We start from the raw sequence: 25,648 nt of genomic DNA on the forward strand, positions 1-25,648 counted from the left end.
AAACTCTCCAGAAAGGAGGAGGTTTGGAGAGCGATGCGAACACCCTCTTTTAAATCTCTCCCTTACTAGGGAGAGAACGAGGGATGCTTCGGTAATCCTTCGACTCGGCTCAGGATGACATTGTTTAGTATGGCGAGCGGAGTGCCTTTAATTTTTTTTCCGATGGTCGTTGATGACCTCGCGGGTGATGGAGCGGGGGCGCTGTTTGACTTCCTCAAAGATTTTTGCGAGGTATTCGGCGATGACACCTAAAGAGAGGAGTTGGATCGCGCCCAGAAAGAGTATGACAATAAGCGTGGTGAGGAATCCGTGGGGCGCAGGATAGAAGAGCGCGAGGACCACATAGACGAGTATTGCGAGCGCGGCAATGCCGGTAACAAGAAGCGCGATAAAAGAAATCCATTCCAAGGGAAGATAGGAGAATGAAAATATCGCGCGTTTTGCCCAGCGCAGGTTTTTCCAAAAGCTGTTGGTTGATTTTCCCCAGTAGCGTTCCGGCCGCACATATTCTACGCCAGTTTGTTTAAATCCTACCCATGCGCGCAATCCCCGCAGCAGCCTGTCGCGCTCTGGCAAAGCGTTCATCCATTCCACTGCCTTGCGGTCAATGAGGGAGAATTCCCCCGCGTCAATCGGCACCTTCATGTACGAGAGCTTATTGAAGAGCACATAGAACTGGTGATAGAGCCACTCGTTAAGTCTTCCCATGCTTTGTTCGCGGCGGCGGCGTACGCCGTATACCACCTCCCAGCCTTGAAGCCATTTTTCAACAAATTGCGGAATTATTTCCGGCGGATCCTGCAGGTCGCCATCCATAAGGATCACCGCGTCGCCCAGCGCTTGCTCCATACCGGCGGTGAATGCCGCTTGCGCGCCAAAGTTGCGTGATTGGATAATCACGGTAAGATGCGGGTCTTTGTTTGCAAGCTCCCGGAGTAATTCTTCAGAGCGGTCAGGGCTTGCGTCGTTTACATAAATGATTTCCCAATGCGGCGTGATGCCTGCAAGCGATTTGGAGAGCCGCTCGTAAAGGGCGGGGACGTTCCCTTCATCGCGATAACATACCACTACTGCCGAGAGCATTTTATTGGTGAGCATATAAGGAAGGTATTAATAGCATGTCTCTTTGTTATAATTTAATCACTAAGCACTGGTTCGTGGCTAACTCAATGACTGTTTCCGTTTTGTCAGAGTAAAAGTCTTGAAATGCCGCCTTCACGCCAATAATATCATTATAATCATGTGAGAGAATTATGCCACCTTTTACCATTTTCGGGTAAAAAAAGGATAGGCAATCAAAAGTAGTATTATAAATGTCAACATCAAGATGGACAAATGCAAATGTTGCACTATTCACAAAATGGGCAGTCTCATCGGGAAAAATTCCTTTATACATCCGTACGTTAAAGTAAGGAAAAAGTTTGCTTTTCACCTTCTCGTAACTGGAGGCATATTGCCCTTCAGTTATTAATGCGTCTTGGGCGCTGATCTTCTGTTTCGGGAGTCCCTCGAAGGTGTCAAAAAGATGGAGATTTTTTTCTGCTTTTGCTTCGCATATAAGCTGGGCTGATGCGCCTTCAAAAACGCCCACCTCCGCGAAATCCCCCTGTAATTTCTGCGCAGCGCGCGCGCATGCCCACAGCTGGTAGGCCTCGAAGTTTGTGAGGAGCAGGGTGTGGTGGCGGCGGATTTTTTTTATCGTCTGAATCGCTTCAGGGTTTTTATAGTAGGAAAGCAGGAATAATTCATAGAGATTGGGCGGAATCCGGATGAGATTTGCGATTGTTTTTGCGACAGGATTTTTCGCATTCATGAGCATGCGCAGTATTTTTTTCATAGACATTATACTCAATTGCTATTCAAATTCCGATTCCATCGTCATTCCCGCCCCGTATCACGGTACGGGGTAAACTCCGGCGGGAATCCAGAAAATTAAAGTAAAATCGATGTTTTGTTTGTTTTTTGTGTCTGGATTCCAGATCAGGTCTGGAATGACAATCGGAACTGGGTTGACAATTTAGTATACATTAGGCAATGAGCGCTACTTTAACAATTTTTGACTTAATAAGGCAAACAGTTTATCAGGGAGCAGGAGGCTTGCGCGATAGAGGGAGGTGGAGAGAAAGGGAAAGTAGGAGACCGTGTTCGGTTGTGCCATTGTTTTTATTATATATTGGGCAGCTTGGTCTGCTGAAGGGGTAAGGAAAGATTTTTTCCCTTCCCACATGGAGGTGAGGATGGGGCCGAAGATGATAGTAGAGAAAAGAACATTTTCCTGGCGATAGCGAAGAGAGAGGCTTTTCATCGCGGCAAGAAGCGCTGCCTTGCTTGCCGGGTAGCCTGCGCCGCGCGTGCTTCCGCGGTAGACTGCCATCGAGCCGAGGGTAATGAATTGGCCGCGGCGCCGTGTGAGAAAATGCGGAAGGAGCGCATTGATCACGTGAAAAACTCCGAACAAATTTACTTCAATTATCTTTTTAAATAATGGCAAATCAAACGCCGGGCGGATGTCATCAGGAAAGATGGCTGCGCCGAGGACGGCGATGTCGGGAATCCAGTTTTGTTCAATTAAACTATTCACGAGCTGCGTGAGCGCATGCGGGTCGGCGACGTCGCACACGCGGGTGATGAACCGCGGAGATTTGAGTTCTTCCCGCAGCGCGGCAAGCTCCGGTTCGCGGCGGGCAATGCCGAGAACATCGTGATTTGCCGCGACGAGTTGCTTAACCAGCGCTCGGCCGATGCCGGATGAAGCGCCCGTAACTAAAATTTTCATAAAATACGAAATACTAAACTCTAAACTCTAAACAAATCCAAAAATCAAAATGATCGAAACTTAAAATGTTTTGAATTTTATATTTTGAGCTTGTTTAGTCCCGCACCTTGAATATTATTATCTAAGGTATGCGGGATCCCGCCTGGGCGGGAGATTTCGGATTTACCAATTCAATTATCGTATCTCTTATTTGCTCCGGATTCAGACCGTGCGTGCCGCGAAGGTATACCTGGGTGCCGATGGTCTCAGGGAAAGAGTCACGCACCCCGATCCGTTTGAAGCGGGGATTATACGGCGATTCCGCAAGCACTTCTGCTACCGCACTTCCCAAGCCCCCATAAATGGTATGCTCTTCCAGCGTGACAATTGCGGGCACCCGCTGCGCGATATCACGCAGTAAATCCGCATCGAATGGTTTAATCGTATGGATGCTCACGAGCATCGGGGATATTCCCTGGGCTTTCAGCATGCCCGCTGCAGCCAATCCTCCTTCCAGCATGGTGCTCGTGGCAATGATGGCCACATCTTTGCCTTCTTCTATAATGATACCCTTGCCCACGGAAAAAGTGGTACCTGGTTTATGCACGGCAGGCTCTCCCCGTTTCCCAAGGCGCAGATACGTGGGGCCGGGGAGCGAGGCTGCCGCGCGCACCGCTTCGCTTGTTTCCCAAGGGTCGCCGGGACAGATGACGGTCATGCGGGGAAGCGCGCGCATGATGCTGATGTCTTCAATCGCGTGATGGGTCGCGCCGAAATAGCTATAGCTGTAGCCGCCCCCCACGCCGACAATGTTCACATTCAGATTTTGGTAGCAGAGATCATTCCTGATCTGCTCATAGCAGCGCATCGTGGCAAAGGGGATGATCGAATAGGCGTATACGATTTTACCCGTAAGTGCGAGTCCTGCGGCGACGCCGATCATGTTCGCCTCCGCGACGCCAATATTCAGGTAGCGGTCAGGGAATCTGATCTTAAATTCATCAAACACATTGAAGCCAAGGTCGCCCGTGATGACCATAATGCGCGGGTCTTCCTGCACAAGTTCCGTCAGAGTCTTGACGAATGCGTTACGCATATTTTACAAAAATTGTGATATTGGTTATTAGAAAATTGAAAGTATACTAAGTTGCTAACCAAATTCCGATTACGTCATCCCCGACCGAGATCGGGGATCCAGAAAAAACATAAAAAACGATCGATTTTCTGTTTGTTTTTGTTATCTAGATTCCCGCCTGCGCGGGAATGACAATTAGTAAAACGGAATTAGAACAGCAATTGAGTATAGTAATGGAAAGTAGAAATTGGAAATGAGAAATCGTAGTTTTAACTTTCTATTTTCCAGTGTTCCTAACCATTCACAAATTTCCAGTAACAAGTTTCCTGCCTTTCATAATATGTGTGTAATTATTCTCCTGCATCTAACTCATCGACTGCCGCGGTTAATTGTTGTTCATTAGGCGTATGGTAATGCCACTCCATTTGGTTTTCCATGAATGACACGCCTTTGCCCTTTATGGTATGGGCGAGGATGAGTGTGGGTTTTCCCTGTCGTAAGGGAAGGCGGTCGAACGTGGCGACGAGCGCAGGGATGTCATGGCCATCCAGCTCCTTCACCTCGAAACGGAAGGCGCGCCATTTGTCCGCGAGCGGTTCCAGGCTCATCACCTCTGCCACCGCGCCGTAACTTTGGATTTTATTATAATCAACGATGGCGACGAGATTATCCAATCCAAAGTGCCCCGCAGAGAGCGCCGCTTCCCAGGTAGAGCCTTCGTCGCATTCGCCGTCTGAAAGGAGCACATATACTTTGCTTTGCGGCTGGTCCTTTTGGAGCGCGAGCGCCATGCCGACGCCGATTGAGAGGCCATGCCCCAGTGATCCTGTGGACGCTTCTATGCCCGGCATTGCCGTACAGGTAACATGCCCGGCGAGCATGCTCCCGTCTTTTATATAGTGTTGCAGGACATCTGGCGAGCAAAAGCCGCGCTTCGCTAGCGTGACATAAAGCGCCGCCACGCCATGCCCTTTACTCATAATGAAGCGGTCGCGCGCAGGCCAATGGGGGTTTTGAGGGTTAATGCGGAGGGAGTGGAAATAGAGCGCGGCGAGAATGTCGATACAGGAAAAACAGGAGCCCACATGGCAGCTTTTTGCATCCGCAATCATGCGGAGGGTCTCTTTCCTGATGTCGCGGGCGATTTGTTTCAATTTTTGTACATCTCGTTCTTCCATAATATTAAGATATACGTTCAGTATTCTGGTTTTATCCCGCCGCGGTTGCCGCCTTTCTGGCTGCGGAACTCGTCCCGCTCCGCGGGACTCAAACAGTCCTCGCGGCGAAACGCGGCAACACGCCTGCGGGTTATACATCTAAATGGTTATTTATATTAGATACGCTGCGCGATGAGATAAAAATTTCCCGCCGGGATGGTAAGTTTAATCTCGCTCATATTAAACGAAAGGAGCAATTTAAGCGAGCGATGCTTCAACGGTAAGGGAAGGGGAGCAAGTTCCGCCCAGTGGCGCAGTGTATGAGTGTTCCATACTGCGCCTACTTCTAAGATACGGAAATGATGCAGGGAGGCGAGTGCCGCTATAGTTTTGGCACTAAACAGATATGGATGTTCGATGTCGATGATGGGGGATCGCGCGCCAAGCAAGCGATTCGTGAGCGCGCTCCAGTTGTGGCTGATGATGAGCAGGATACCGCGCGGTTTGAGATGCCCATGCAGGGTGTCCAGGCAGAGCGCGGGATCATCCATATGATCAATGACTTGGAAAAGGCACGCGTAATCAAACGTGGACGCTCTGAAGTTCTCGCGCCGGTAGAGCCCTTGGACGATATGAGGCTTTATTTCAGGATCAGCAGCGGCGATCGCTTCTTGTCCCGGCTCCACACCCTTCACTTCATTTAATCCCATCCTGCGCGCTTCGGCAAGGAAGAATCCATCTCCGCACCCGATTTCAAGAAGTGATCCCTTTGGATTGCCATAACGCATGGCGCGGCGGAGGTAGCGGCGGTAGGTGGCGATGAGGCTGGGTTTATCCGCAGCGTAGGTAATTGTGCTCCCTTCGTAAAGCCGCTCCAATTCCTGCGGCTCAAGGATAGGATCTGCGCGCACCAAGCCGCATCGGGTGCAGCGCACCGTGCGGTAACGGATGCGGTCAGGGAGGCGGCGCGCGGAGAACGTCGCGCTGGTTAAATGCTCACGGCTAAAATTTGCTTCATAGAGAAGCGTATCGTATTCGTTTGTGGCGCAAATGGCGCAGAGAGTGGCGCGCATATCGTTCATTATAGGATATTACATCAAGAGAGAATAGGGTACGGGAACTGCTTACTTCACTTTACATTACCCAAGAACACTTCGGGAACTGACAATTTTGTTCGGCGTCGCGATCAAGCAGCTTGATGCGCCTTTCCGCCTCAAAAATTGCAGCTCCCTCGCTATTTTAAGACATGGCCTGTGAGCAGTTACACCGGTTCGCATTTGATTTTTATTGAATTTTTCGATACGCTACGTACAGATATTGAGCATATGCCCGCCTAAATTTTACGGGTAGAAAACTATTTTGTCCGTCGTACTATTACTATGGTATTTATTGGGTCACGCACTTTTTCAGTGCAAAACTTAGGCGGGTATGGATTTACCAGTCATAGAGTTAAAGATTTTAGATTGGTGGCGGGAAAATAAGATATTTGAGAAATCAGTGGAGAAACCCGCTTCTCGCGGCGATTTTGTGTTTTATGAAGGCCCGCCGACGGCAAACGGCAAGCCCGGGATTCATCATGTGCTCGCGCGCGCGTTTAAGGATATCATACCCCGCTTCAAGACTATGCAGGGATACCGCGTGGTAAGGAAGGCGGGTTGGGATACGCACGGCCTGCCGGTGGAGCTGGAAGTGGAGAAGCAATTGGGTTTGAAGAACAAGAAGGAGGTGGAGGCGTATGGCATCGCCGCATTCAACCAAAAATGCAAAGAGTCAGTATGGAAATACAAGGACGAGTGGGAAAAGCTCACCGCGCGCATGGGGTTCTGGGTGGATATGGAGCATCCATATGTGACCTATACCGCGCCTTATGTGGAGGCGCTTTGGGGCGTGATTAAACTTTTCCATGAACGCGGGCTTCTTATTGAAGGGCACAAGGTCGTGCCGCACTGCCCTCGGTGCGGGACGGCGCTTTCGAGCCACGAATTAGCATTGGGGTATCAGTCGGTGAAGGATCTGTCGCTTACGATTAAATTCGAAATCCTAAATCCTAAATCCGAAATAAATTCAAAATTCAAAATTCCACATGACGGAAAAGTTTTTATCTTATCTTGGACTACTACACCATGGACGTTACCAGGGAATGTAGCATTAGCGGTTGGTGAAAATATTAACTATGTAATGGTAAGACGATTTACTGGTGAATGGGACAAGGCTGGGAAGGCAATTTATGACATTGTAATACTCGCGCAAGATATATACGAAGAACTTGAAAAAGTATCAGCATCGTTAAAGGCAGAACCATTCCATTTTCTTTTCGATGAGACACCAGGTGGACGCGAAGTTACACTAATGCCACAAGTCCTGTCGGAATTTAAAGGTAAAGAGTTAGTTGGATTAGAATACGAACCGCTCTTTAATGTTCCGGCTCTAAAGTCGTCAATATCATATAAGGTATATGCTGCCGACTTCGTGAGCACCACGGATGGGACAGGGGTGGTGCATACGGCGGTGATGTATGGTGAGGATGATTATAATTTGGGCACGGCGGTGGGACTACCGAAGAAGCATACGGTTGACGAGGCAGGATTGTTTAATGCGGATGCGCCGGAATTTGTGCGCGGGAAGTTTGTGAAAGATCCGGAAACGGAGAAATTGATTATTGCCGATTTAGAGAAGCGCGGATTGGTATTTAAGAAAGAACTTTACGAGCATGATTATCCTTACTGCTGGCGGTGCAGAACGCCGCTCCTTTACTATGCTAAGCACAGCTGGTTCGTGGCGATGTCAACATTGCGGAATGAGCTGATTGAAACTAATAATCAGATTAATTGGGTCCCAGACTATATAAAGGAGGGGCGGTTTGGCGAGTGGCTGCGGGAAGTGAAGGATTGGGCGTTTTCGCGCGAACGGTATTGGGGGACACCACTGCCCATTTGGAGGTGCCAAGGGAGCCATAGAACACATAACATGGAACATGAAACAATTGATTCAGGATCCATGATACATGATACAGGCCTGAGTGGCTGCGGCCGCGTGGAAGTAATCGGCAGTGTGGCTGAACTGGTGCAGAGAGCAAGGCTCAAGAACCGCTACATTTTCATGCGGCATGGCCGGGCAGTATCGAATGTGAATGATATTTGTAATGGATCTGTGGAGATTTCTCAATCGTATCCATTGGTTGAAGAGGGTATTGCGCAAGTGCGCACTACAATAACTACATTAAAAAATGAGAAGATTGACGCGATTTATTCTTCTGATTTTTTACGGACGCAGCAAACCGCGGAAATGATTGCGAAAGAATTAGGTGTGCCAGTTCTGTATGACGCAAGGATTCGTGAGTACGCAGTGGGGGTGTATGAGGGCAAATCAACTGCTGAATATAATCGGGAATTCCCAAGTGTCAGAGAGAGATTTCTAAAGAAGCCAGAAGGAGGAGAGACGTATGGGGAGATATTAAAGAGAATGGCCGACTTTATGAAAGGGCTTGAAAGCGGACACGAGGGGAAAACATTCTTAATCGTCTCTCACGGTGATCCGCTCTGGATTTTGATCTGGGCACTGAATGGAAGCCCGGGAGCGCTTGATAATTATACTTACCCAATTAAAGGAAATCCGATAATGGTTGAGAGCGGCATATTTTTAACCAATGCACTTGGCGAAGCTGATCTGCATCGTCCGTTCGTAGATGACATTATTTTTCCCTGCACGTGCGGCGGCGTGATGCGCCGCGTACCCGAGGTCGCAGACGTATGGTTTGACTCGGGCGCCATGCCGTTTGCGCAATATCCGGAGAATATCGAGGCATTAAGTCAGGAAGGCACTAAGTCATTACGTCAGTTTCCGGCTGATTATATTTCCGAGGCGATCGACCAGACGCGCGGCTGGTTCTATACCCTCCTCGCGGTATCGGTGGCGCTGGGCAAAGGCGCGCCCTACAGAAATGTAATATGTTTAGGCCACATACTCGATGCGAAAGGAAAGAAGATGTCGAAATCTCTTGGCAATATTATCGTGCCAGAGGACGTATTCGCGAAATATGGCGCGGATGCGGTGCGCTGGTATTTATTTACCGTGAATGATCCGGGGCTGCCGAAACGATTTGATGAGAAAGAAATAATGGAAATAGTCAAGAAATTTTTCATGATTCTTTGGAACGTCGTTTCGTTCCATGAACTCTACCCCCCTGAACAGTTTAACAGTTTGTCTGTTTCTCAGTTGGTCAGTTCGAAAAATTTAGGAGCTCTTGATCGCTGGATACTGGCTCGTTTAAATCAGCTCATTGCGCTGGTGACCGAGCGGCTTGAAGCGTATGATGTCACACCTGCGGGGCGCGCGATTGAAGAGTTTGTTACTGATCTTTCTACTTGGTATGTGCGCCGCAGCAGGGAGCGAATGAAGACAGGCAGTGAAAGCCGGGCGGTGCTGCGCTATGTGCTCATAGAATTTTCAAAACTCATTGCGCCATTTATTCCCTTTACCGCAGAAGCACTCTGGCAGAAGATACATGGAACACAAAACATGGAACATGGAACAGAAGGATCGGTGCATTTAGCGGATTGGCCGCAGGCGGGTGAAATTGATAAGGAAGTGCTCGTACATATGGACGCCGTGCGCAAAGTGGTCGAGGTAGGGCTCGCGGCACGCGCGGCCGCAAAAATCCCCGTCCGGCAGCCGTTGCAACGCGCGAGTATCAAGTATCAAGAATCAGGCATTAAGGAAGAGTATGCCGACATTTTGAAAGATGAACTGAATGTGAAGGAAGTAGTGTTTGAAAAATCAACAGGGCCGTTAAGCGTCGAGCTCGATACGCATTTGACGGAAGAGCTCAAGCTTGAAGGCATGAAGCGGGAATTCATCCGCGCGGTAAATAATTTGAGAAAAGAAGCGAAGCTGACTATAAAAGATCAGATAGTGCTCTCGGTGCAGAAGACGCCGATCTCGGAGCAATTAATTAATACTTATAAAAATGACCTTCTCAAGGCTACGATTTCCTCGGAGGTGCGTTTTGTGGAAGAAGTGGCATCCACGCGACATGCACAGGTTAAATTGGGGGGAGAGGATATAGTTTTTGGCTTCTAACCTCGTTGTAGTGTCGGAGCTTGCCTGCCCCGTAGTGAAACGAAGTTTCTACTACTTGGGGTCTCCGACCAATCGGTGGCAGACCAGCTGCTACGCTACAATTGTTATTGTTATGCGGCCGAACGGCGGATATACCTTCTTTTTATAGCTAGAAAACGAAAATTATAAACATTTATGGCTCAATCGAGCCATTTTTTGTTTTATAAGACCTTGACAGGTATGTTCCTAAGAGTATAATAGCGTGTTATTTAAGAATTTTTAAAATAAATCGGACAATTCAAGAGGAGAGAGTCGGTGGCGCAGACACCGCAATATCTGCACCCCTATTTTGTAGGGGAATTATCTTTGCGTTTTAAGCAGACTCTTTCCTGTTGAGAAAGAGTCTGTTGTGTTTCAAACCTTCATTTCTAGTTTGGGAATGGAGGATAGACATTAGGCTAGATCAAAAGGATTATTGTTGGTTGATCCAGCTCTATGTTTAAAAAATAGTAGAACCAGGCCAACGAGATGGCCTGTAGCGTGAGACGGTACGTAAACAAAAGAATTAAACGAAAGGACAGGTGGTTTTTATGGCGGTAATCGGGGAGTAGAGGGCGGTATTACTGAGACTGCAACTGACTTGAATAAAGTCTTAATGATTGCATAGTGATGCCTTCTAAATCCCCGATCGGCCCTACTATTATAAAAAAAGGGTGCAGGCTGACCTAGAAACAGAAACAGCCCAGGCGAAAGCCTTCCCGCGCGGCAGGCTAACCGCGGACGGGAAAAAAAGAGTGGATGCAATGATGCCTCGCATCCACTCGTTATCCAAATTCACGATTTTATTAGATGGTGGTTTTGGATAACGATTCGTGACAGCTCTTTGATAATTGAGAGGACAATATGCCGGGTGGCGAATTGGTAGACATCGCGGATTAACGCGTACCATACGCAGACCCGCCTGCGCGGGCAGGTCAACGCAGATGTTGACCAGCTCGCCATTCGGCAAAGTTAATTAAAGCTCCGCAAGGCGATCACGGAGAGGTCTAATATAATTGGTCGCCAACGAGTCATCTGAGCTAAGTAAGCAACTCAGATGAACTGAAAAAAGAACAAAAAACCAAAGAAAGGAGCGACTCATGGTCGTTCAATTTCATGACGGCCGCTACCATAGTGCCCTTAACATGGGACCAGGGAAGGATGGGAGCGGCGACCTCTACCTTCTTCCATTTGAGGAGGGAGAGGTGTATGTAGTTTTTACCGAACATGGGGGACGCGTGACGAGTAAAACCTCGCACATCGAGGTGCCTTGTTCGTTGGAGGGGAAGCGTTTGCCGGTGCTATGGGGCGGTACGGTGGGATCCAGGAAAGGTCTTCAGGTTTTCCAGATCACTGCCCATAGAGGGGTTACTTCCGGTTACTCAACGTATATTCTGGAGAGAGTTTCCACCAGGATAGTACGAGTTGCTCGGCCGGAGAGTGGTAAAAGTATAAGCCCGGAAGCTGAAGCATGGGCGCACAAGTTCTTAAACGCCCGTCATAAACGCGCAATCTTCGTGTTTGACCCTGACCACCAACAGTGGAAACGTGAACGCGAACCGCAAGGTGGTCTTTTCGGGGGCGATCCTAGGGACGATGAAAAACCGTATCGCGACGGTGAGATCAGAACCGCGACCCACCGGATCGACATCGAGCCTGGAAAATCGAGTGAACTCGACAATGTCCACGGTCAGGACAGGCTCATCGAGCTTTTTCGGAAAGCTCGAATCCCGATGATGCAGTACGAAGGCTGCATCTCAGACAAGTTCGAAATTTTGTCAACCAATCTTGACGGTTGGCGGAATTTCAATGGTATGAATTGGTTCACGTGGAAGGGATTTGGATCATGTGTCCTTATCAACTTCTACGGTGCACCCGTTGCGTTCGTCTCTATTCATCAACACGATCGGCATAGTAATCCAGACTGGATGAATGAGATGGGGAATCTACTTGAGCACATCGAGGAAATCAGGAAAGCGCAAAGAGCCAAGGAAAATGCGGTGCACCAAAAAGGCCTCGACACCCATCCAGTAAGTTATGTCCTCGAAAATCATGATGGCATGGTGGTGTGCATGGCTACTATGCATGACGGCTCTAAGAGAGTAGCGACGATACGAAAGATCGAGCAAGATTGGCGGACGCACGAGCTCAAGATCGAACTCGGCAACTTCTATCATTCGTTTAGAGTGAGTCCATTGGAATATTCCTGGGTTGCCGATCTGGGACTCAAGGAATTTTTTGCCTCTCAAACGGATATAGAGAAGGAAGCGATCCGGGTTGCCGCGCTGCGCAAGAAGTATTGGGCGGAACGTGCGGGTAAGGTGTTCGCTCAATATGAGCTGAAGTCTACACAGAAAGGTAGTCTGCCCGAGCTTGAAGTAGTTGCCTACTTCGTTGAGCCCGATGACGAGCTCGGCGGAAGACCTGTGCGTTGCCGAATCACCGATCATAATGCCAGTCTCCGTTCTGTTCAGGGTACATTTCTTGAGGTAATGACCCCGGACGGAAAAAAGCAATATACCTCAAAACCACGACAGTAAAACTACTCGCCTCTGATGTTTTAGAGTCGAGGACCAACCTTCGAGGGTAAGAGAAGGAGTGAATGATCTCCCTTGGTAACAAGTGTTGGGAAGCAGGAATCGTACCCTGTGCGAGAAGTACGATTATACCTTACCGTGCGGGTGGCGAGTCCTTGATGAGAGGATTGCGATCACCGCGTGCACACGGAAGGCGCGTGCCATGAAATTTATGGCCGAACCGCGTAAAAGCTGCCGGTATGTAGCGCTAAGCAACCGGTGATGAAAGCGAGAGCGGGAGAAATCCCCCACGCGGAAGGACAGGGCGTGTCCCATGTGGACAGATGGCAAAAATGGCGTCCTACCTAAATGGGTTTAAGCTGCTGATCTGAGGGCCATGTAGCGCACGGATCAGAGGCCGCAAGGCCACAAAAAGAAAGGGCGCTCGCACGAGCGTCTAAAGGGAGTAGCAACGCGGATATATAACGTTGCTTGTTGTTACCCCTCTCTTCCGAGTTCTCATCCTTCGACAGGCTCAGTAAGACAAGATGAGGGTTCAGAAGAGAAAACGAAAAACATTGACAAAGAAAACTGGTCTATTCGAGAGTAGCGTTTTGGGTGTCTCGAAAAATACCCAGGGCGCTACTCAATATCGAGTAGACCGTCAGATCCCTGCCAAATGGCATGGTTCAAAGGCACTCACGCCAGATGGGACTCTTCGCAGTGGCGTAGCTGCAATGCGGCTGCCAACCACGTAAGGAGAGAATATGGATATGTCGAACGTGTGGTCGGACGAGCGGTTCACTGAAGTTGTGGGCCGCCCGTATATGTTTTTCGTTCCCGCGATGTTTGCGGGAGCGGAGTCCGGCATTGGGGTCGTGAAGACCAACCGCGCCGAGCTGGCGGAGCTCCAGTCCGAAATCAGCTACCACAACGGTAGTTGCCACTTCGCGCGGGTGTTTACCGCCGTCTGCGTGGACGGCAAGGTGCTCCAGTCCCCCCAATGGCTCATCACGGAAAGCAGTGATGACCAAAATTGCCACATCACCCAGCGTGGCAACTGGCTCAAGGCGTGGGGGGATCCGGGTAGGATTCGGTTCGTCATTGAATTCTGGCGGCGCTATGAACAGCGCCAGAATTACGATGAAGATCGCGATATGATGGTTTGGATGAAAGAGCTCACCCAATCCATCGTCATCCATGTCTTCACCGATGAGGACATGGCACTGCTGACGGCGTAGCTCAAAAAAAGGCGCGAGTTGATTGCCCGATATCAACTCCGCCTTTCCCCCGAGTTCATAAATTCATTTATGGATTCAGGGGAAATCAAGAGAGTGTACGTTGAAAATTGAAAAACATTTGCTTCGGCGGAGCTCAAGGGGTGGTTTGCAATCACTCGCTGAGCTTCGCTGGAAGCTAAATTAACCGCACACTTTTGTGTGCATAAACAAACATTCTCATCCCGGCAATGTCTCTCGACGTGGGATGAGAAAATATAAGGAGACGTGTCATGAATACCACCGTAAACTTCTGGTCATGGGCTGAAAAAAATCAAAATGCAGCCCGTGAGTTGACGAACATTCCAAGTGATTGGGTGTTCAGTCACATTATGCTCGGGTGGGTGGACGAGTTCGACGGCCGTGGCAGAAGCTTTTATGACAGCCACTTTGAAGCCACAGCCCAGATGGATGAGGAACAGGCGTTGGAAGACGCGACAGGGTTGAAAAGACCAATCCTCGGCACTCCTATTCTTGGGATGCAGGAATGGATTGATGGAATGGTCGCATTTTTTGCCAGCCTGAAATATCCTCGTCACTTGTGCCTGACATTCGTCTCGCCTGACGAATGGAACGCCAAAGCTAGTGAGCATCTGAAAAAGGTGTTCCTTGACACTGCTTTTCCAGAGCGGGGCGCCTGCGAGAAGTATCTCTCGTTTACTGGCCATTTCATCGGGCCACGTGACGCTACGGGCCTTCACCCGACGATCAAATCAACGTTCTGGACGGATGAGCTGCGGGATGCCTGCCGCAATTGCAGTGGGTTGAGCGTCGAGGCATTTGAAACCAATGAGGACGGCATCATTCGCGTTGAGGCAGATTGGGGCGGCGGGAACGGTAGCATCTACGTTTACGCTGGCGGTAAAAAGGTGTTCGGTCATGATGGCTGTGAGGCACAGCCTCATGGTTCATGGCTCCGCGGTTTTGAGCCGCCCGTGATGGAAAAGATGCGCATTGCATTGCAAAAAACACTCGACTTCACCAAAAGAAAGTCAGGTGCCGTCACGGTCAGCGAGTTGCGCGAAATCGTGAAAGAAGCATTGCAAGCGTAATTCCAAAAGGCGGTCAGGCGCCTGATCACTGAATTCGTTCAAGTGGTCTAATAAAAGACTTGGCTAGTTGCAGTGATAACGGAGTTGCTGCAATAAGGTGCCCAGAGCACCTAATCGTCCAGAGGGTACGATAAGGATAACGCCCTTAAAAACAACTCAAGAGTTATCAAGTTAAATCCTGAAATGGTCTGGTTCGCTTATGCCAGTCTTAATTTGATATAGCCGGAGTATAAACCGGTCAGGGTCACCACTGGTGACGTTTGTACCTATGAGTAAGCAGGGCTTCGGCCCACTAATTCACGACAGTGAGAATCCTCACTGTCACACAAAAGAATCCAAAAAAGGGGAGTTGAGTAGGAGATGTTTGGTGCATATTCCCCTCCTATCATCAGCCATTCAGTGAGGTGGAAGGTTGATGAGAGGATTCAATGTAGCTTGGCCTTCAGCCAGCTGGATGGCGATGATGCGCGTATCAGTAGTATTCTCCTCACGGAGAATACAATCTCTCTCCTTATATTGATGCGTTCATTCTTCACTTCCAGCTGGTTGGAGATGGCAGCCTTTTACCGAGGCTGTTTTATTATTTTTTACCCCGTGGGGGAGGAGATCGTTTATCGTAGTTGTAGTAGAGTGGGGTTATCTCTCTGACAAGGGATCACATATTGACGATCGTCAAATGTTGATCCCTAGAGAGGGAGATGCTAAGATGGATGTGCGGATGTGAAAGAGGCGTGTGGCGGACAGATTACCTCTTCACCTCGGTTAATGCCATGGTATGTCGCCCATGAGCGACGTAGGGGGAGGCGTAAGCCCACACGGTGACGAGGTTTTGCTATCGCATCTATGAATAGAAGTCAAGAGAAAAAACAAGAGGTGATGAGCGTCATTTGGAGCGTTCTTGAGGCTGTGGGGATGCTCACGGTAGCATTCATGGCGCCCAATGCGGTACAGTTGTTGAAAGGGAGAAAAGGCTTTGGTGAATTTCCCCGCCGTCAGGTGCGTGTCGCCTTACGACGGCTGGAGAAAAAGGGCTATATTCGATCGTTGGGAGAGAAAAACGCCTGGAAGTTTGAGCTCACAAAAGAGGGAAGAGACCAGTTGAAAAAAAAGATGATCGAGGAAATTGTGATTCTGAAGCCTGCTAAGTGGGACGGGAAGTGGCGTATGGTTGTGTTCGACATACCCGAGAAGTATCGGCAGGCGCGCAATGCGCTTAGGGGGAAATTGGAACATATAGGATTTCTGTATTTGAATTTAAGCGTCTGGGTGCATCCTTTTGAGTGTCGTAATGAGATTAATGCTATTGTCGAGTATTATGGAGTTGGAAAATATGTGCGGTATGCGATCGTTGATTCATTTGATGGTATGGATGTTATGGAGCGTAAGTTTGGTAAATTGTTCGCTGAGTGAGCCGTGTTTGAGGGATCATACATTGACGATCGTCAAATATTGATCCTGATATCGTGATGGAAAAAGGTGAGCGGGCCGTGAAGTCCGTTATATCGTTCGTGTACACCCCCCTCTCTTTGTGTTTTTTTGAGAGGTTTATAATTTTAAATTTTTGGGTCGGGAACGGGATGCTTATCCACGGGTTAAAGATGGCAGGAAGAGAGATAAAATTGATTTTTTGCGCCCCTTTTATTATGCGCGGTGATAGCATGGTATTATTATGTTTGGAGATATATGGAAGGACATGACCAACAAATGGATCTTTTTTGGGATAAACGTCCTCAGCGTGCGTATATACAGGAACGCGTGAGGAATGCGTCTTTTGATTCTGTTGAGAAAGCCGTGGGCAGTATGCGGTACCAAGAATTTAAAGGGGGAATTGAATACACGGGAGGCAACGAATTCATTGATAAGGCAAAGGATGCGCTGAAACCTCTGCATCTTGTTACTGTTGAATCTGACGAGCAGGAGCTCCTCGCGGCAGGCACGAGCCGTATAGGAGCCGAGAATGAGGGAATGGAGCTTTTTTACCTTCTGAACGTAAGTCAAGGGTATAAAGATAATGAAGAGGATAATAATGTATCATTATCTCTGCCCGCTAACCAACTTTTAATGGTTGATACTAAGACAGGGCGATGTACTGACGTCGGTTCATTGGGAGACTGTCAAATGGTATGGTTTCAAAAGGAGGCACGCTTGCGCGAAGGCGAGGCGACGGAGGCATCTTATGAACCAGTGGGAATCCCTGCTATGAATGAAGTGCGATTTCATCATGTGAATTCTATAGAGGATGTGTATGACATATTGCATGAAGTGAGTCATGTAATTCTCGCACGGGAGAGTGAAGAATTGGATAAAGATGCGGCAAAAGGAATTATCGAACTGCGGATGGCGGAGAAGAGAGTGCAGGGAGGAGAAACACTGACAAACGAGGAAAAGGAAAGGGTTCTTAAATATCTGGCGCCGGTTCTGAACATGGAGGAGATGGCATGGAGTGTGGCCAGAGATTTGCTCTCTGCGATGCAGGAGGAAGGAAAAAATTTTATTTCGGAGGATTCTGATTTTGAAAAATTTGAAAGTCATGCAAAGAAGAAATTAAATACCTATAGGGAATATAAGGAAATATTAAAAGGAGAAGGTTCATAACACGCGGTTATCTTATGTACTACACCACTCCCGCGATTATCCTCTCGATGACCCCTTACCGAGAGTGGGGGAGATCTTTTCTTTTGCTCACTGAGCAAAAAGGGCAGATAACCGCGCACGCGGCCGGCGCCGCGCGGATGCGCTCGAAACTGGGGCCGAAGCTCACCCCTTACCGGCTTCTTACCCTTACTTTGGTGAGCAGGTTTGCCGACCGCATCATTGGCGTCGAGGCAAATGAGACTTTTTCCCATCTCTGGCACGATTGCAGAAGGCAAGGCTATGCGGCGTGGGGCATGGCGGTGCTGCAGGGTACCTTAAAACCAGGAGTCGCGGATGAGCGGATATTCCATCTCTGCCTCGAATATTTGCGCACGCTCAATGATGTATCCGTCATGGAGAAAACATTCCCCTCCTTGCGCCTCGCCTTTGCGGTGTGTCTTTTGGATTTCCTTGGCTATCGCGTGGAGCGGGAGGTGGCGTATAATGGAAAGAAGGGGGAAGAATTACTCCATCAATCATCACGTACCGCTACGCTTATTGAGGCAGGCCAACTGCTTATCCCTATGCAAAAAGCCCTGCATGAGCGTATAGGCCATATATTTTCAGACAGTATTGGTATCTCCTCTCTCCTTCTTCCAGAGCAATATCTTATGTCGTTGAAACAATAATTATGCGCACACCGCTCGCAATCCATGTCGTGAGGCTGGTCGTGGTGGATGTCTTGCTGGACATTCTCACCTGGCCGGTGTGGTGGTGTACCCAAGGATTATGGACAGTCCTGAAGTGGGTGGGGAGAGGCATTGCCAATGAGTGGTTTGATTTTGGGCTGGGGCCGTGGCTCAAAAGCATGTTTACGCCCATGTACGCGGATTATTCCCTTGCGGGCCGCGCCATCAGTTTTGTCGCGCGCATTATTATTTTGGTATTCCGTCTTGCGCAATTTATTTTGTGGTTCGCGCTCTATTTGGTCGCGCTCGCGCTCTATATCGGACTGCCCGTGGGCGCGGCGTATCTTCTTTATACCTTCTATCGTGCATCATAATACAGGATGTCCCAAAGAATACGCGATTATTTACATCAAAAAATTACCAAATGTCCCTCCAGGCACCACAAGATCAGAGTTTGAGCCCCCACCCCTGCGCGCATCGCGGCAAGGAGCCGTCACGCTGCGCATTTTGTTATGGGACCGGCGCGGTATGGGAATATGAGGGGAAGGCGTTCTGCTGGGAAAAGCCGATTTCCTCCCTTCGCATTATGGCGGATGAAGTAGGCAGGGCGGTGCGGCTCGGGATCGGGAGCGCGATGTTCCTCATGGTCGCGTGTGCGGTGATATCGTTAGGATATCTTGTCGTGCGCGCGCAGGATGACTATGCGGCGGTGGCAAGGCATCTTTTCTATGGCAGCGATGTGGCGGCTGTGGCGGTGTGGATCGGCGCGCTTGCCGCGTCGTATCTTATGTACCGCTTTATCAGTGAACAGCAGAAGGGCGCTGATTTGAGGAAACAAATTGCGAAATCAGCCATGAAGGGCAATTGGTTTACCCCGTTACTGCATGCAGTAACGGGGTTTGCGCGCGGGAGATATGCGCAAGACATCGCGCCGTTTTTCACTGAAGCGGCGCAGCGCATTATTGAGCATGCCTACGAATTTGCGAAACGCTTGAATGCCCAGGAGTTCTCGTCTATTCATATCCTCGCGAGCGCGGTGAGCGACCCGAGTATCGGACTGCTGTTATCGCGGCTCTCCATTGACGGGACACTTTTTGCGGAAAAGGTGAAGCATGTTCTTTCGCGAAAGGCATTTGGGACAGGCGCGCCCCGCGTATCTCTGGAATGCTACTTAATGCTGCTTAATGCATTCAAGGGCGCCTCTCAAAGGAGGCATGCACGCGTAAAACCTACCGATCTTTTTATAGCGCTCGCCGATCCCGCGTGCGCCGATCCTTATGCCGTGTTCACTGATCTTGAAATTACTGAACGCGCTATCACGCATGTTGCTGAATGGATTGAGCTCCATCGGGAGCTTGTGAGACGCACTCGCCATTTTGCGCGGCGGGCGGCATATAAACCCAAAGGGGCGATGAACCGCACGTATACGTCGGTGGCGACACCATTGCTTGATCGGTGCTCGCGGGACCTCACTATGTATGCGCGCGCGGGCGCGCTTCCCCTCGCAGTGGGGCGCGAACGCGAGGTAGGCGAGCTTTTCCGCGTACTTCAGGCGGGGGAGCAAGGCGTGCTGCTCGTGGGCGAGGAAGGCGCGGGGAAATCATCGGTTATCGGGCATATTGCAGACGCAATGGCCTCTGAAGACGTGCCGCGGGTATTGGAAGATAAACGCTTAGTGGAGCTATCTGTGCCTGCGCTCGTGGCAGGGGGAGGAACCTTGGGCGGCATGGAGGATGCGCTCCTTAAAATGACGCGGGAAATAAGGAAAGCGGGCAATGTCATCCTTGTGATTGAGAATGTGCACACCCTGGTGGGCACGCGGTCCATGGGAGGAGCAGCGTTTGATATTGCAGGGATTATTGCGGAACTGCTTGAGCATAAGCAGATATTGCTTATCGCAACCACGACTCCCCAGGAAGCGCGCACCTTCATTGAAACGTCGCCCTTAGGGCGACTGCTCGCGCGGGTGGATATCGGGGAGACGGACCGTGAGCAAACCATCAGGGTGCTTGAATCGAAAGCGCCTTATATCGAAGGGAGGCTTAAAATTTATTTTTCCTATCCTGCGCTTGAGAAAATTGTTGACCTTTCCATGCGGTACTTGGTCGAAGGGCATATGCCTGATAAGGCGATACACCTCATGGAAGAGGCAGGGGAGGCAGTGCGTGAAGAGCGCAAAGAATGGTCGGTGGTGCATCCGGAGGACGTTGCCGCCGTGGTATCAGAAAAAACCCATGTGCCGCTCACCACCATTTCCGAACATGAGGGCTCGCTCCTCTTAGCGCTTGAGGCACGGCTGCATGAGCGCATAATCGACCAGGAGGAAGCGGTAAACCTCGTGGCCAATGCGATTCGCCGCGGGAGGACAGAGCTTCGAGACCGGAAGCGCCCCATTGCGTCATTCCTTTTTTTGGGGCCCACAGGAGTGGGAAAAACAGAAGTGGCGCGCGCGGTTGCCGAAGTGTATTACGGAAAAGAGAGCGCCATGGTGCGGCTCGATATGTCAGAATACCAAGGGGCTGATGCGTTGGATAAATTATTAGGAAGCGTGGCTGTGGGGAGTTTTGGCTATCTTACAGAAGCCGTCCGTAAGCAGCCGTTTTCATTGGTGGTGCTCGATGAGTTTGAAAAAGCGTCAGGCGACGTCCTCAACCTTTTCCTGCAGGTGCTTGAGGACGGGCGGCTGACGGACACCCATGGCCGCACGGTCAATTTTACCAATACCATCATCATCGGCACTTCGAATGCGGGCGCGGAAATCATCCTTTCCATGTTGCGCGCAGGAGATATGATCGAGAAGATCAGGACCGAGCTTATTCAAAATGAACTGCCGAAGCGGTTTCGGCCGGAGCTTCTGAATCGGTTCGATGGCGTGGTGGTATTTAAGCCGCTCTCGGTCACGGATGTCCAGGCGATTGCGCGCTTGCTGCTTGCCCGCATTGAGCACGATTTGAACGAAAAAGGGATAGGGCTAAAAATAGAAGACGTGGCAGTGATGGACCTTGCGCGCGAAGGGTTTGACCCTGCGTACGGCGCGCGGCCCTTAAGGCGCCTCATTCAGGAGCGGGTGGAGAATCCGATTTCGCAATTCATTCTCTCAGGGGCCTTAACGCGGCGCGATGTGGTAATTCTTGAATACGGCGGCCGCCCGCGCGTCGAAAAAGCTCCTCCCCTCTAACCTTTTCCCGTGAGTGGCGCTAGGACCCCCTCCCTTAAGATAAGGGAGGGTGGGGGTGAGTTATGAGAGGTGCGCGCTTGCCCTCGTATTGGTGCACGTACGCTTTTTTCGCGCCAATCCCATAACTCCCCTACCCCCTCTTACCTTAAGAGGGGGAACCGAATGCGAATTCTGCGCTTCGGGAAACTATGCAATGTCAATATAATGTCTGAAGAGCTATAGATTTTTGATATGGATTCTATTGAGAATTTAGAAAAGAGAATTGCCACAATTGAGGAGCGCAATCGGCGGGTGGAGGCTGAAAAAGCGTGGGAAACCAGCGTGATGCGCACGCTTTCCCTGTCAGCCGCCACTTACATCATCGCGGGAATTTTCATGCAGTCGGTGCACTTGCCCTACCCCTGGCTCAACGCGTTCGTGCCCACTCTCGGCTATTTCCTCTCCACGCGCTCTCTGCCTTTCGTAAAACGTTGGTGGATGCGCACGCGCAGCAAATAATCTATAAAATAATCATCCCCGGAAAGCCTCCAGCTTCCGGGGATTTTAAAATTAGATTTCATTTTAAAAAAACGATTCGCTTACTTTGGGCGAAATTACCCATGGTAAGACGAACCAGATAGACTCCACTTGGCATTTCATTACCACCATTATTAAGCCCGTCCCATACTGTAGTGTATAGACCCGCTTGATGTATAGTATTTGCAAGAGTTTTTACTAACTCACCTCGTATATTGATTACATCAAGCATAATATATGCAGTGTATGGGATTTGGTAACGGATGGTGGTTGAGAAGTTGAAGGGGTTTGGGAAGTTTTGTTCGAGCGAAAATCCAATAGGCACTGCAGTGGATGGTGATTCAACATTTGTAAAGGGAGGCAGGAGTTTATAAACCTGCCAATATTGGAAGTTTCGATAAAACTTTCTCGGATCATATTTTAGTTTTACCACTACCTCTAGGCCTGATCCACCTTCGCGAAAATATGCGACGCTTCTTGAAAGCTGATCTGCCGCTGTAAGTACGAGTGAATCTCCATTGATTATAAATCCACTCAATTTGGGTTTTAGCGGAATAGTGAGGTACGTTGTGAAATTTAATGTATCCAGTGTTTCATGTATTTCCTCTCGAATCATTCTTTCATTAAATTCACTACTAACATCCCATCCATTCCAAAAGAGCAGTGCTCTTGTTTCAAATCCATAATAAACTTGTCCATCAAAGACAACGGTGGCACTAATAGTAGCTGGGTCCTCCATCCAGATGATGAGATTGAGAAGTGTACCGATACCCTTATTAAGGGGTTTGAGATTATTGTATACGGTGATAGTCTGTTTGGAGTCCTCATGAGGCATGAATCTTGGGAGAGCAAGAGAATCAGCCATATTCCCCGATCTTACTTTGAGTAATTGGAACGGCTGAGGTGATGAAAGATAAATGGTAAAGTTGTACAAGTTAAAATTTCCAGTGTTTTTATAAAAAATAGTGAGTTTAGCTTCATGATGGATCACTGGAAAATAATTTGTAGTCCATACGTTTATTGAGTCTCCCTGAGCCAGTGTTGTTCCGGCGATGGCCAACACAACGAAAAGAGCGAGTAGCTTTTTCATTTTAAGTCTCCTTCTAGATTGTTAAAGGACAAAAATACCCGTCAGATTTTTTATGATTTAATAACGGGTAATGGTATGCTATCAATTAGTTTGATTTTTGTCTATAGGTATATCCTATAACGCCGCCTTGATTTTTGAAGGAAATAATGCTAAAATAAAGGTAGCTTTATTAAATAAAATCTGCACTATGCACGCACGTCACGTTTTTAATGCGTTCTCTCGCATATCATACCGCCGCGTTCCGCATTTGATGATAGTAGTTGCGGTACTGCTCATCGTCCTCGGCGGGTTTTTTATTGGGCAGACTATTTTGGCCCAGGAAGCCAAGCCGGATTTGACTATATCTGAATTTTTCGTTTCTCCGGCAAATCCAAGAGTTGGAGAAGCAGTAACAGTTAATGCTAATATTAAAAATTTAGGAGAACCTCTAACAAGCGGACAGGGTATAAATAATATTTTCAGATCATTTCAAGACATGGACTTGAGCAACTATCCTTTGCCGTACATTCCGAGCGGTGATCCAACGACATCTAATCCATTAGATAAAGGGGGAACTGTCCAGATGCGTGTGGTTGATGGAGCAAAGTTTTCATCAGCGGGCCGTAAAAATATTTATTTCAAGGTTGACAATGCCGACGAACTCGCTGAATTAAATGAAAACAATAATGTCTGGCAAGGAGAAGTGGTGGTTGGGACGGCAGACGGCTTGTTTGAAAGTGACGGCACGTATGAACTAAGAGTCGGTGAGCGCGTGAAAATTAATAATGGAGTAACAGTTAAAGTTAAAAGCATCAATTCGAGTTCAATAGGCTATAAAGCCGTGCTAGAAATTTTTGACGCAAGCGGCAAGCTGGTTAAGATTACTGATTCATTGACCGTTTCAATTAAACCTTACAACTTTGATGAGGTCGGGGTAATTATCTCACTTTCTGCTCTAGGTAGTAGGGGTGAAGAGACAATAGTTGAGGCAAAATTTGAATCCACAAGTTTGGTCCCGTTGCAAATTAGCGATATTAAACTAACAGATGTTACCTCGAATCTAGCGCGTTTTACCTGGCAAACCAATAAGCCCACCGACAGTTTTGTTTATTTCAGGGAATCAGATAGCAATAGCCCTTCGTGGGAAGGCCAGGACGGGCTGGCAACCGGGCACAGTGTCATGATCTCTGGACTTAAATCAGACACTAAGTATTACTACTACATAAACGCGAAAGATGAGTTTGGCAATACTGTTCGCTCTAATGAATCTAGCTTTGTTACGTTAAAAGAGACAGAGGATCCGGCAAGGAAACCTGATCTTATTATAACTAATATTAGTGTTTTCACCCACCCTGACGGTAAAAAACGATTTGCTATTGATTATAGGAATACAGGCGACGACGTTGAGGTTAAAAGTCTCACAATCCAAGTTTTAGATTTAGATACTAATGATGATTATCGGGAAGGATTTATAGTTGACAGGGTGATTCAGGGCCGCTCTTCCAGTCAATTTCAGATGTCAAAAATTATACCAGATAAGTCGAGCTATAATCTTAAAGCTATAATTGACCCATTTAACGAAATTCCAGAATTAAATGACGACAATAATTCATTAACCAAGAAAATTACTTCTCCTACTATTTCTGGCAACATCACCGGCGGCGGGCATACGGTTGACGGCCGGATCGCCAAGATCCAGTGGCGCACGGACGGCAGGTATAACTGCAGCATTGTTTTCAAGGGTCGTTCAGACATAGCTGACGATCTGCTCTATACTGGCGCAGGCATCAGTATCGTCAACGCCGGTGAGCAAACCTCTGTGGAAGTTGATTTAAACTCTTTGACTTTGTCTAACCGCGAGAGCGCTTTGGCAGTATATTACAAAGTTGTCTGCCGCGACCGCAGCGACGGCCATAAAGTGGCTGAATCTGACGTACTTAAGATCGAGTTGCCGGCGAGCACGGGCACCCCTTTGCCCGCGCCGCAACCGAGTGAGCCGGGGAGCGGATCGGTGATTCAGAACGACCCTGATTCCTCCACAAACAGCGAAGTGCAGGCTTTGCGCAAGCGTATCAAGCGGCTGGAGCTGAGGATTTCTGAGCTTGAGCGGGAAGTGGTTGAGCGCGAACGGCAGCTTACCGCACGCATCAACGCCGCGCTCACGCACCGCGTCAAAGGGGATATCTTCCTGCAGGTAGAGGAGCATGGAGAGGCGTGGTACGTGGATCCGGTCACCGAACAGCGGTTCTACCTCAAAGACGGCGAGAGCGCGTATCGCGCCCTGCAAGCGTTTGGCCTCGGTATTTCCGACGCGAACTTGAGGAAAATACCCGTGGGGCTCGAAGAGCGCGCTGAAAGAAGCGACTCTGACGGCGACGGGCTTGATGACCGCCTGGAAGAGGCGATTGGCACGGACAAAAACAAGCCCGATACCGATGGCGACGGCTTTAATGACGGTGAAGAGATTAAAAATGCCTTTAACCCTGTAGGGACAGGCCGATTGGCGGCCGATGCGAATCTTGCCAATAGTTTGGACGGTCGGATCGTTCTCCAGGTGCAAAACCGCGGCCAAGCCTGGTATATCCACGATGGCAAGCGTTACTACCTCAAAGACGGCGACCTTGCCTACCAGATCATGCGTTTCTTAAGCAGTGGCATTACCAACAGCGATTTGCGGCAAATAGGGGTGGGAG

Annotated in this window: 18 protein-coding genes; 11 read left to right on the plus strand and 7 right to left on the minus strand. The window is 49.0% G+C overall.

All coding sequences use genetic code 11. The features are described from left to right. Window positions 1–147: 147 nt before the first annotated feature. The 6 genes from WC659_05980 to WC659_06005 form a co-directional block, all read right to left on the minus strand. Window positions 148–1,098 (minus strand): glycosyltransferase family 2 protein, encoded by a 951-nt coding sequence (locus WC659_05980; protein MFA4873448.1) that lies wholly within the window; start codon window positions 1,096–1,098, stop codon window positions 148–150. 31 nt (window positions 1,099–1,129) lie between these two features. After that, window positions 1,130–1,837, minus strand: coding sequence for a TylF/MycF/NovP-related O-methyltransferase (locus WC659_05985; GenBank protein MFA4873449.1), 708 nt, complete (start codon window positions 1,835–1,837; stop codon window positions 1,130–1,132). Between the two features lie 204 nt (window positions 1,838–2,041). After that, window positions 2,042–2,776: an SDR family oxidoreductase gene (locus WC659_05990; GenBank protein ID MFA4873450.1), complete on the minus strand. Its 735-nt coding sequence runs from the start codon at window positions 2,774–2,776 to the stop codon at window positions 2,042–2,044. A gap of 121 nt (window positions 2,777–2,897) precedes the next feature. Then, window positions 2,898–3,851, minus strand: coding sequence for a transketolase C-terminal domain-containing protein (locus WC659_05995; protein MFA4873451.1), 954 nt, complete (start codon window positions 3,849–3,851; stop codon window positions 2,898–2,900). Between the two features lie 329 nt (window positions 3,852–4,180). Further along, a complete protein-coding gene (locus tag WC659_06000) occupies window positions 4,181–5,008 on the minus strand; it encodes a transketolase (GenBank protein MFA4873452.1) in 828 nt (275 codons plus the stop codon). A 155-nt stretch (window positions 5,009–5,163) separates the two neighbouring features. After that, window positions 5,164–6,060: a class I SAM-dependent methyltransferase gene (locus tag WC659_06005; GenBank protein MFA4873453.1), complete on the minus strand. Its 897-nt coding sequence runs from the start codon at window positions 6,058–6,060 to the stop codon at window positions 5,164–5,166. 355 nt (window positions 6,061–6,415) lie between these two features. Between WC659_06005 and WC659_06010 the strand changes: the two genes are divergently transcribed. The 10 genes from WC659_06010 to WC659_06055 all read left to right on the plus strand — a co-directional run bounded on the left by WC659_06010 (window position 6,416) and on the right by WC659_06055 (window position 21,868). Further along, window positions 6,416–10,066, plus strand: a complete 3,651-nt coding sequence (locus WC659_06010) for a class I tRNA ligase family protein (protein MFA4873454.1) — start codon at window positions 6,416–6,418, stop codon at window positions 10,064–10,066. 1,118 nt (window positions 10,067–11,184) lie between these two features. Further along, complete coding sequence (locus WC659_06015) at window positions 11,185–12,624, plus strand: hypothetical protein (GenBank protein MFA4873455.1); 1,440 nt, start codon at window positions 11,185–11,187, stop codon at window positions 12,622–12,624. Window positions 12,625–13,367: 743 nt separating this feature from the next. Continuing rightward, entirely contained in the window at window positions 13,368–13,841 is a 474-nt protein-coding gene (locus tag WC659_06020; GenBank protein MFA4873456.1) for a hypothetical protein, read from the plus strand. Between the two features lie 269 nt (window positions 13,842–14,110). Next, window positions 14,111–14,929, plus strand: a complete 819-nt coding sequence (locus WC659_06025; GenBank protein ID MFA4873457.1) for a hypothetical protein — start codon at window positions 14,111–14,113, stop codon at window positions 14,927–14,929. Between the two features lie 843 nt (window positions 14,930–15,772). Then, a complete protein-coding gene (locus WC659_06030) occupies window positions 15,773–16,339 on the plus strand; it encodes a hypothetical protein (protein MFA4873458.1) in 567 nt (188 codons plus the stop codon). A 273-nt stretch (window positions 16,340–16,612) separates the two neighbouring features. Next, window positions 16,613–17,524 carry a hypothetical protein gene (locus WC659_06035; protein MFA4873459.1) on the plus strand — a complete coding sequence of 304 codons (912 nt, stop codon included), beginning with the start codon at window positions 16,613–16,615 and terminating at the stop codon, window positions 17,522–17,524. Between the two features lie 14 nt (window positions 17,525–17,538). Then, window positions 17,539–18,192, plus strand: a complete 654-nt coding sequence (locus WC659_06040; GenBank protein MFA4873460.1) for a recombination protein O N-terminal domain-containing protein — start codon at window positions 17,539–17,541, stop codon at window positions 18,190–18,192. Between the two features lie 2 nt (window positions 18,193–18,194). Then, window positions 18,195–18,566 (plus strand): hypothetical protein, encoded by a 372-nt coding sequence (locus WC659_06045; protein MFA4873461.1) that lies wholly within the window; start codon window positions 18,195–18,197, stop codon window positions 18,564–18,566. A gap of 50 nt (window positions 18,567–18,616) precedes the next feature. After that, the gene (locus WC659_06050; GenBank protein ID MFA4873462.1) at window positions 18,617–21,370 is read left to right on the plus strand and encodes an ATP-dependent Clp protease ATP-binding subunit; all 2,754 of its coding nucleotides are present in this window, start codon (window positions 18,617–18,619) and stop codon (window positions 21,368–21,370) included. A 231-nt stretch (window positions 21,371–21,601) separates the two neighbouring features. After that, complete coding sequence (locus WC659_06055; GenBank protein MFA4873463.1) at window positions 21,602–21,868, plus strand: hypothetical protein; 267 nt, start codon at window positions 21,602–21,604, stop codon at window positions 21,866–21,868. Between the two features lie 58 nt (window positions 21,869–21,926). On the opposite strand, the gene WC659_06060 is transcribed toward WC659_06055, so the two are convergent. Then, a complete protein-coding gene (locus WC659_06060) occupies window positions 21,927–22,976 on the minus strand; it encodes a FlgD immunoglobulin-like domain containing protein (protein ID MFA4873464.1) in 1,050 nt (349 codons plus the stop codon). 187 nt (window positions 22,977–23,163) lie between these two features. On the opposite strand from WC659_06060, the gene WC659_06065 reads away from it, so the two are divergent. After that, window positions 23,164–25,648: CARDB domain-containing protein (locus tag WC659_06065; protein ID MFA4873465.1), on the plus strand; the 2,485-nt coding region annotated here is incomplete at its 3' end.

The sequence above is a fragment of the Patescibacteria group bacterium genome (assembly GCA_041645165.1).
In the GTDB taxonomy this organism is placed as follows: Bacteria; Patescibacteriota; Patescibacteriia; order 2-02-FULL-49-11; family 2-02-FULL-49-11; genus 2-02-FULL-49-11.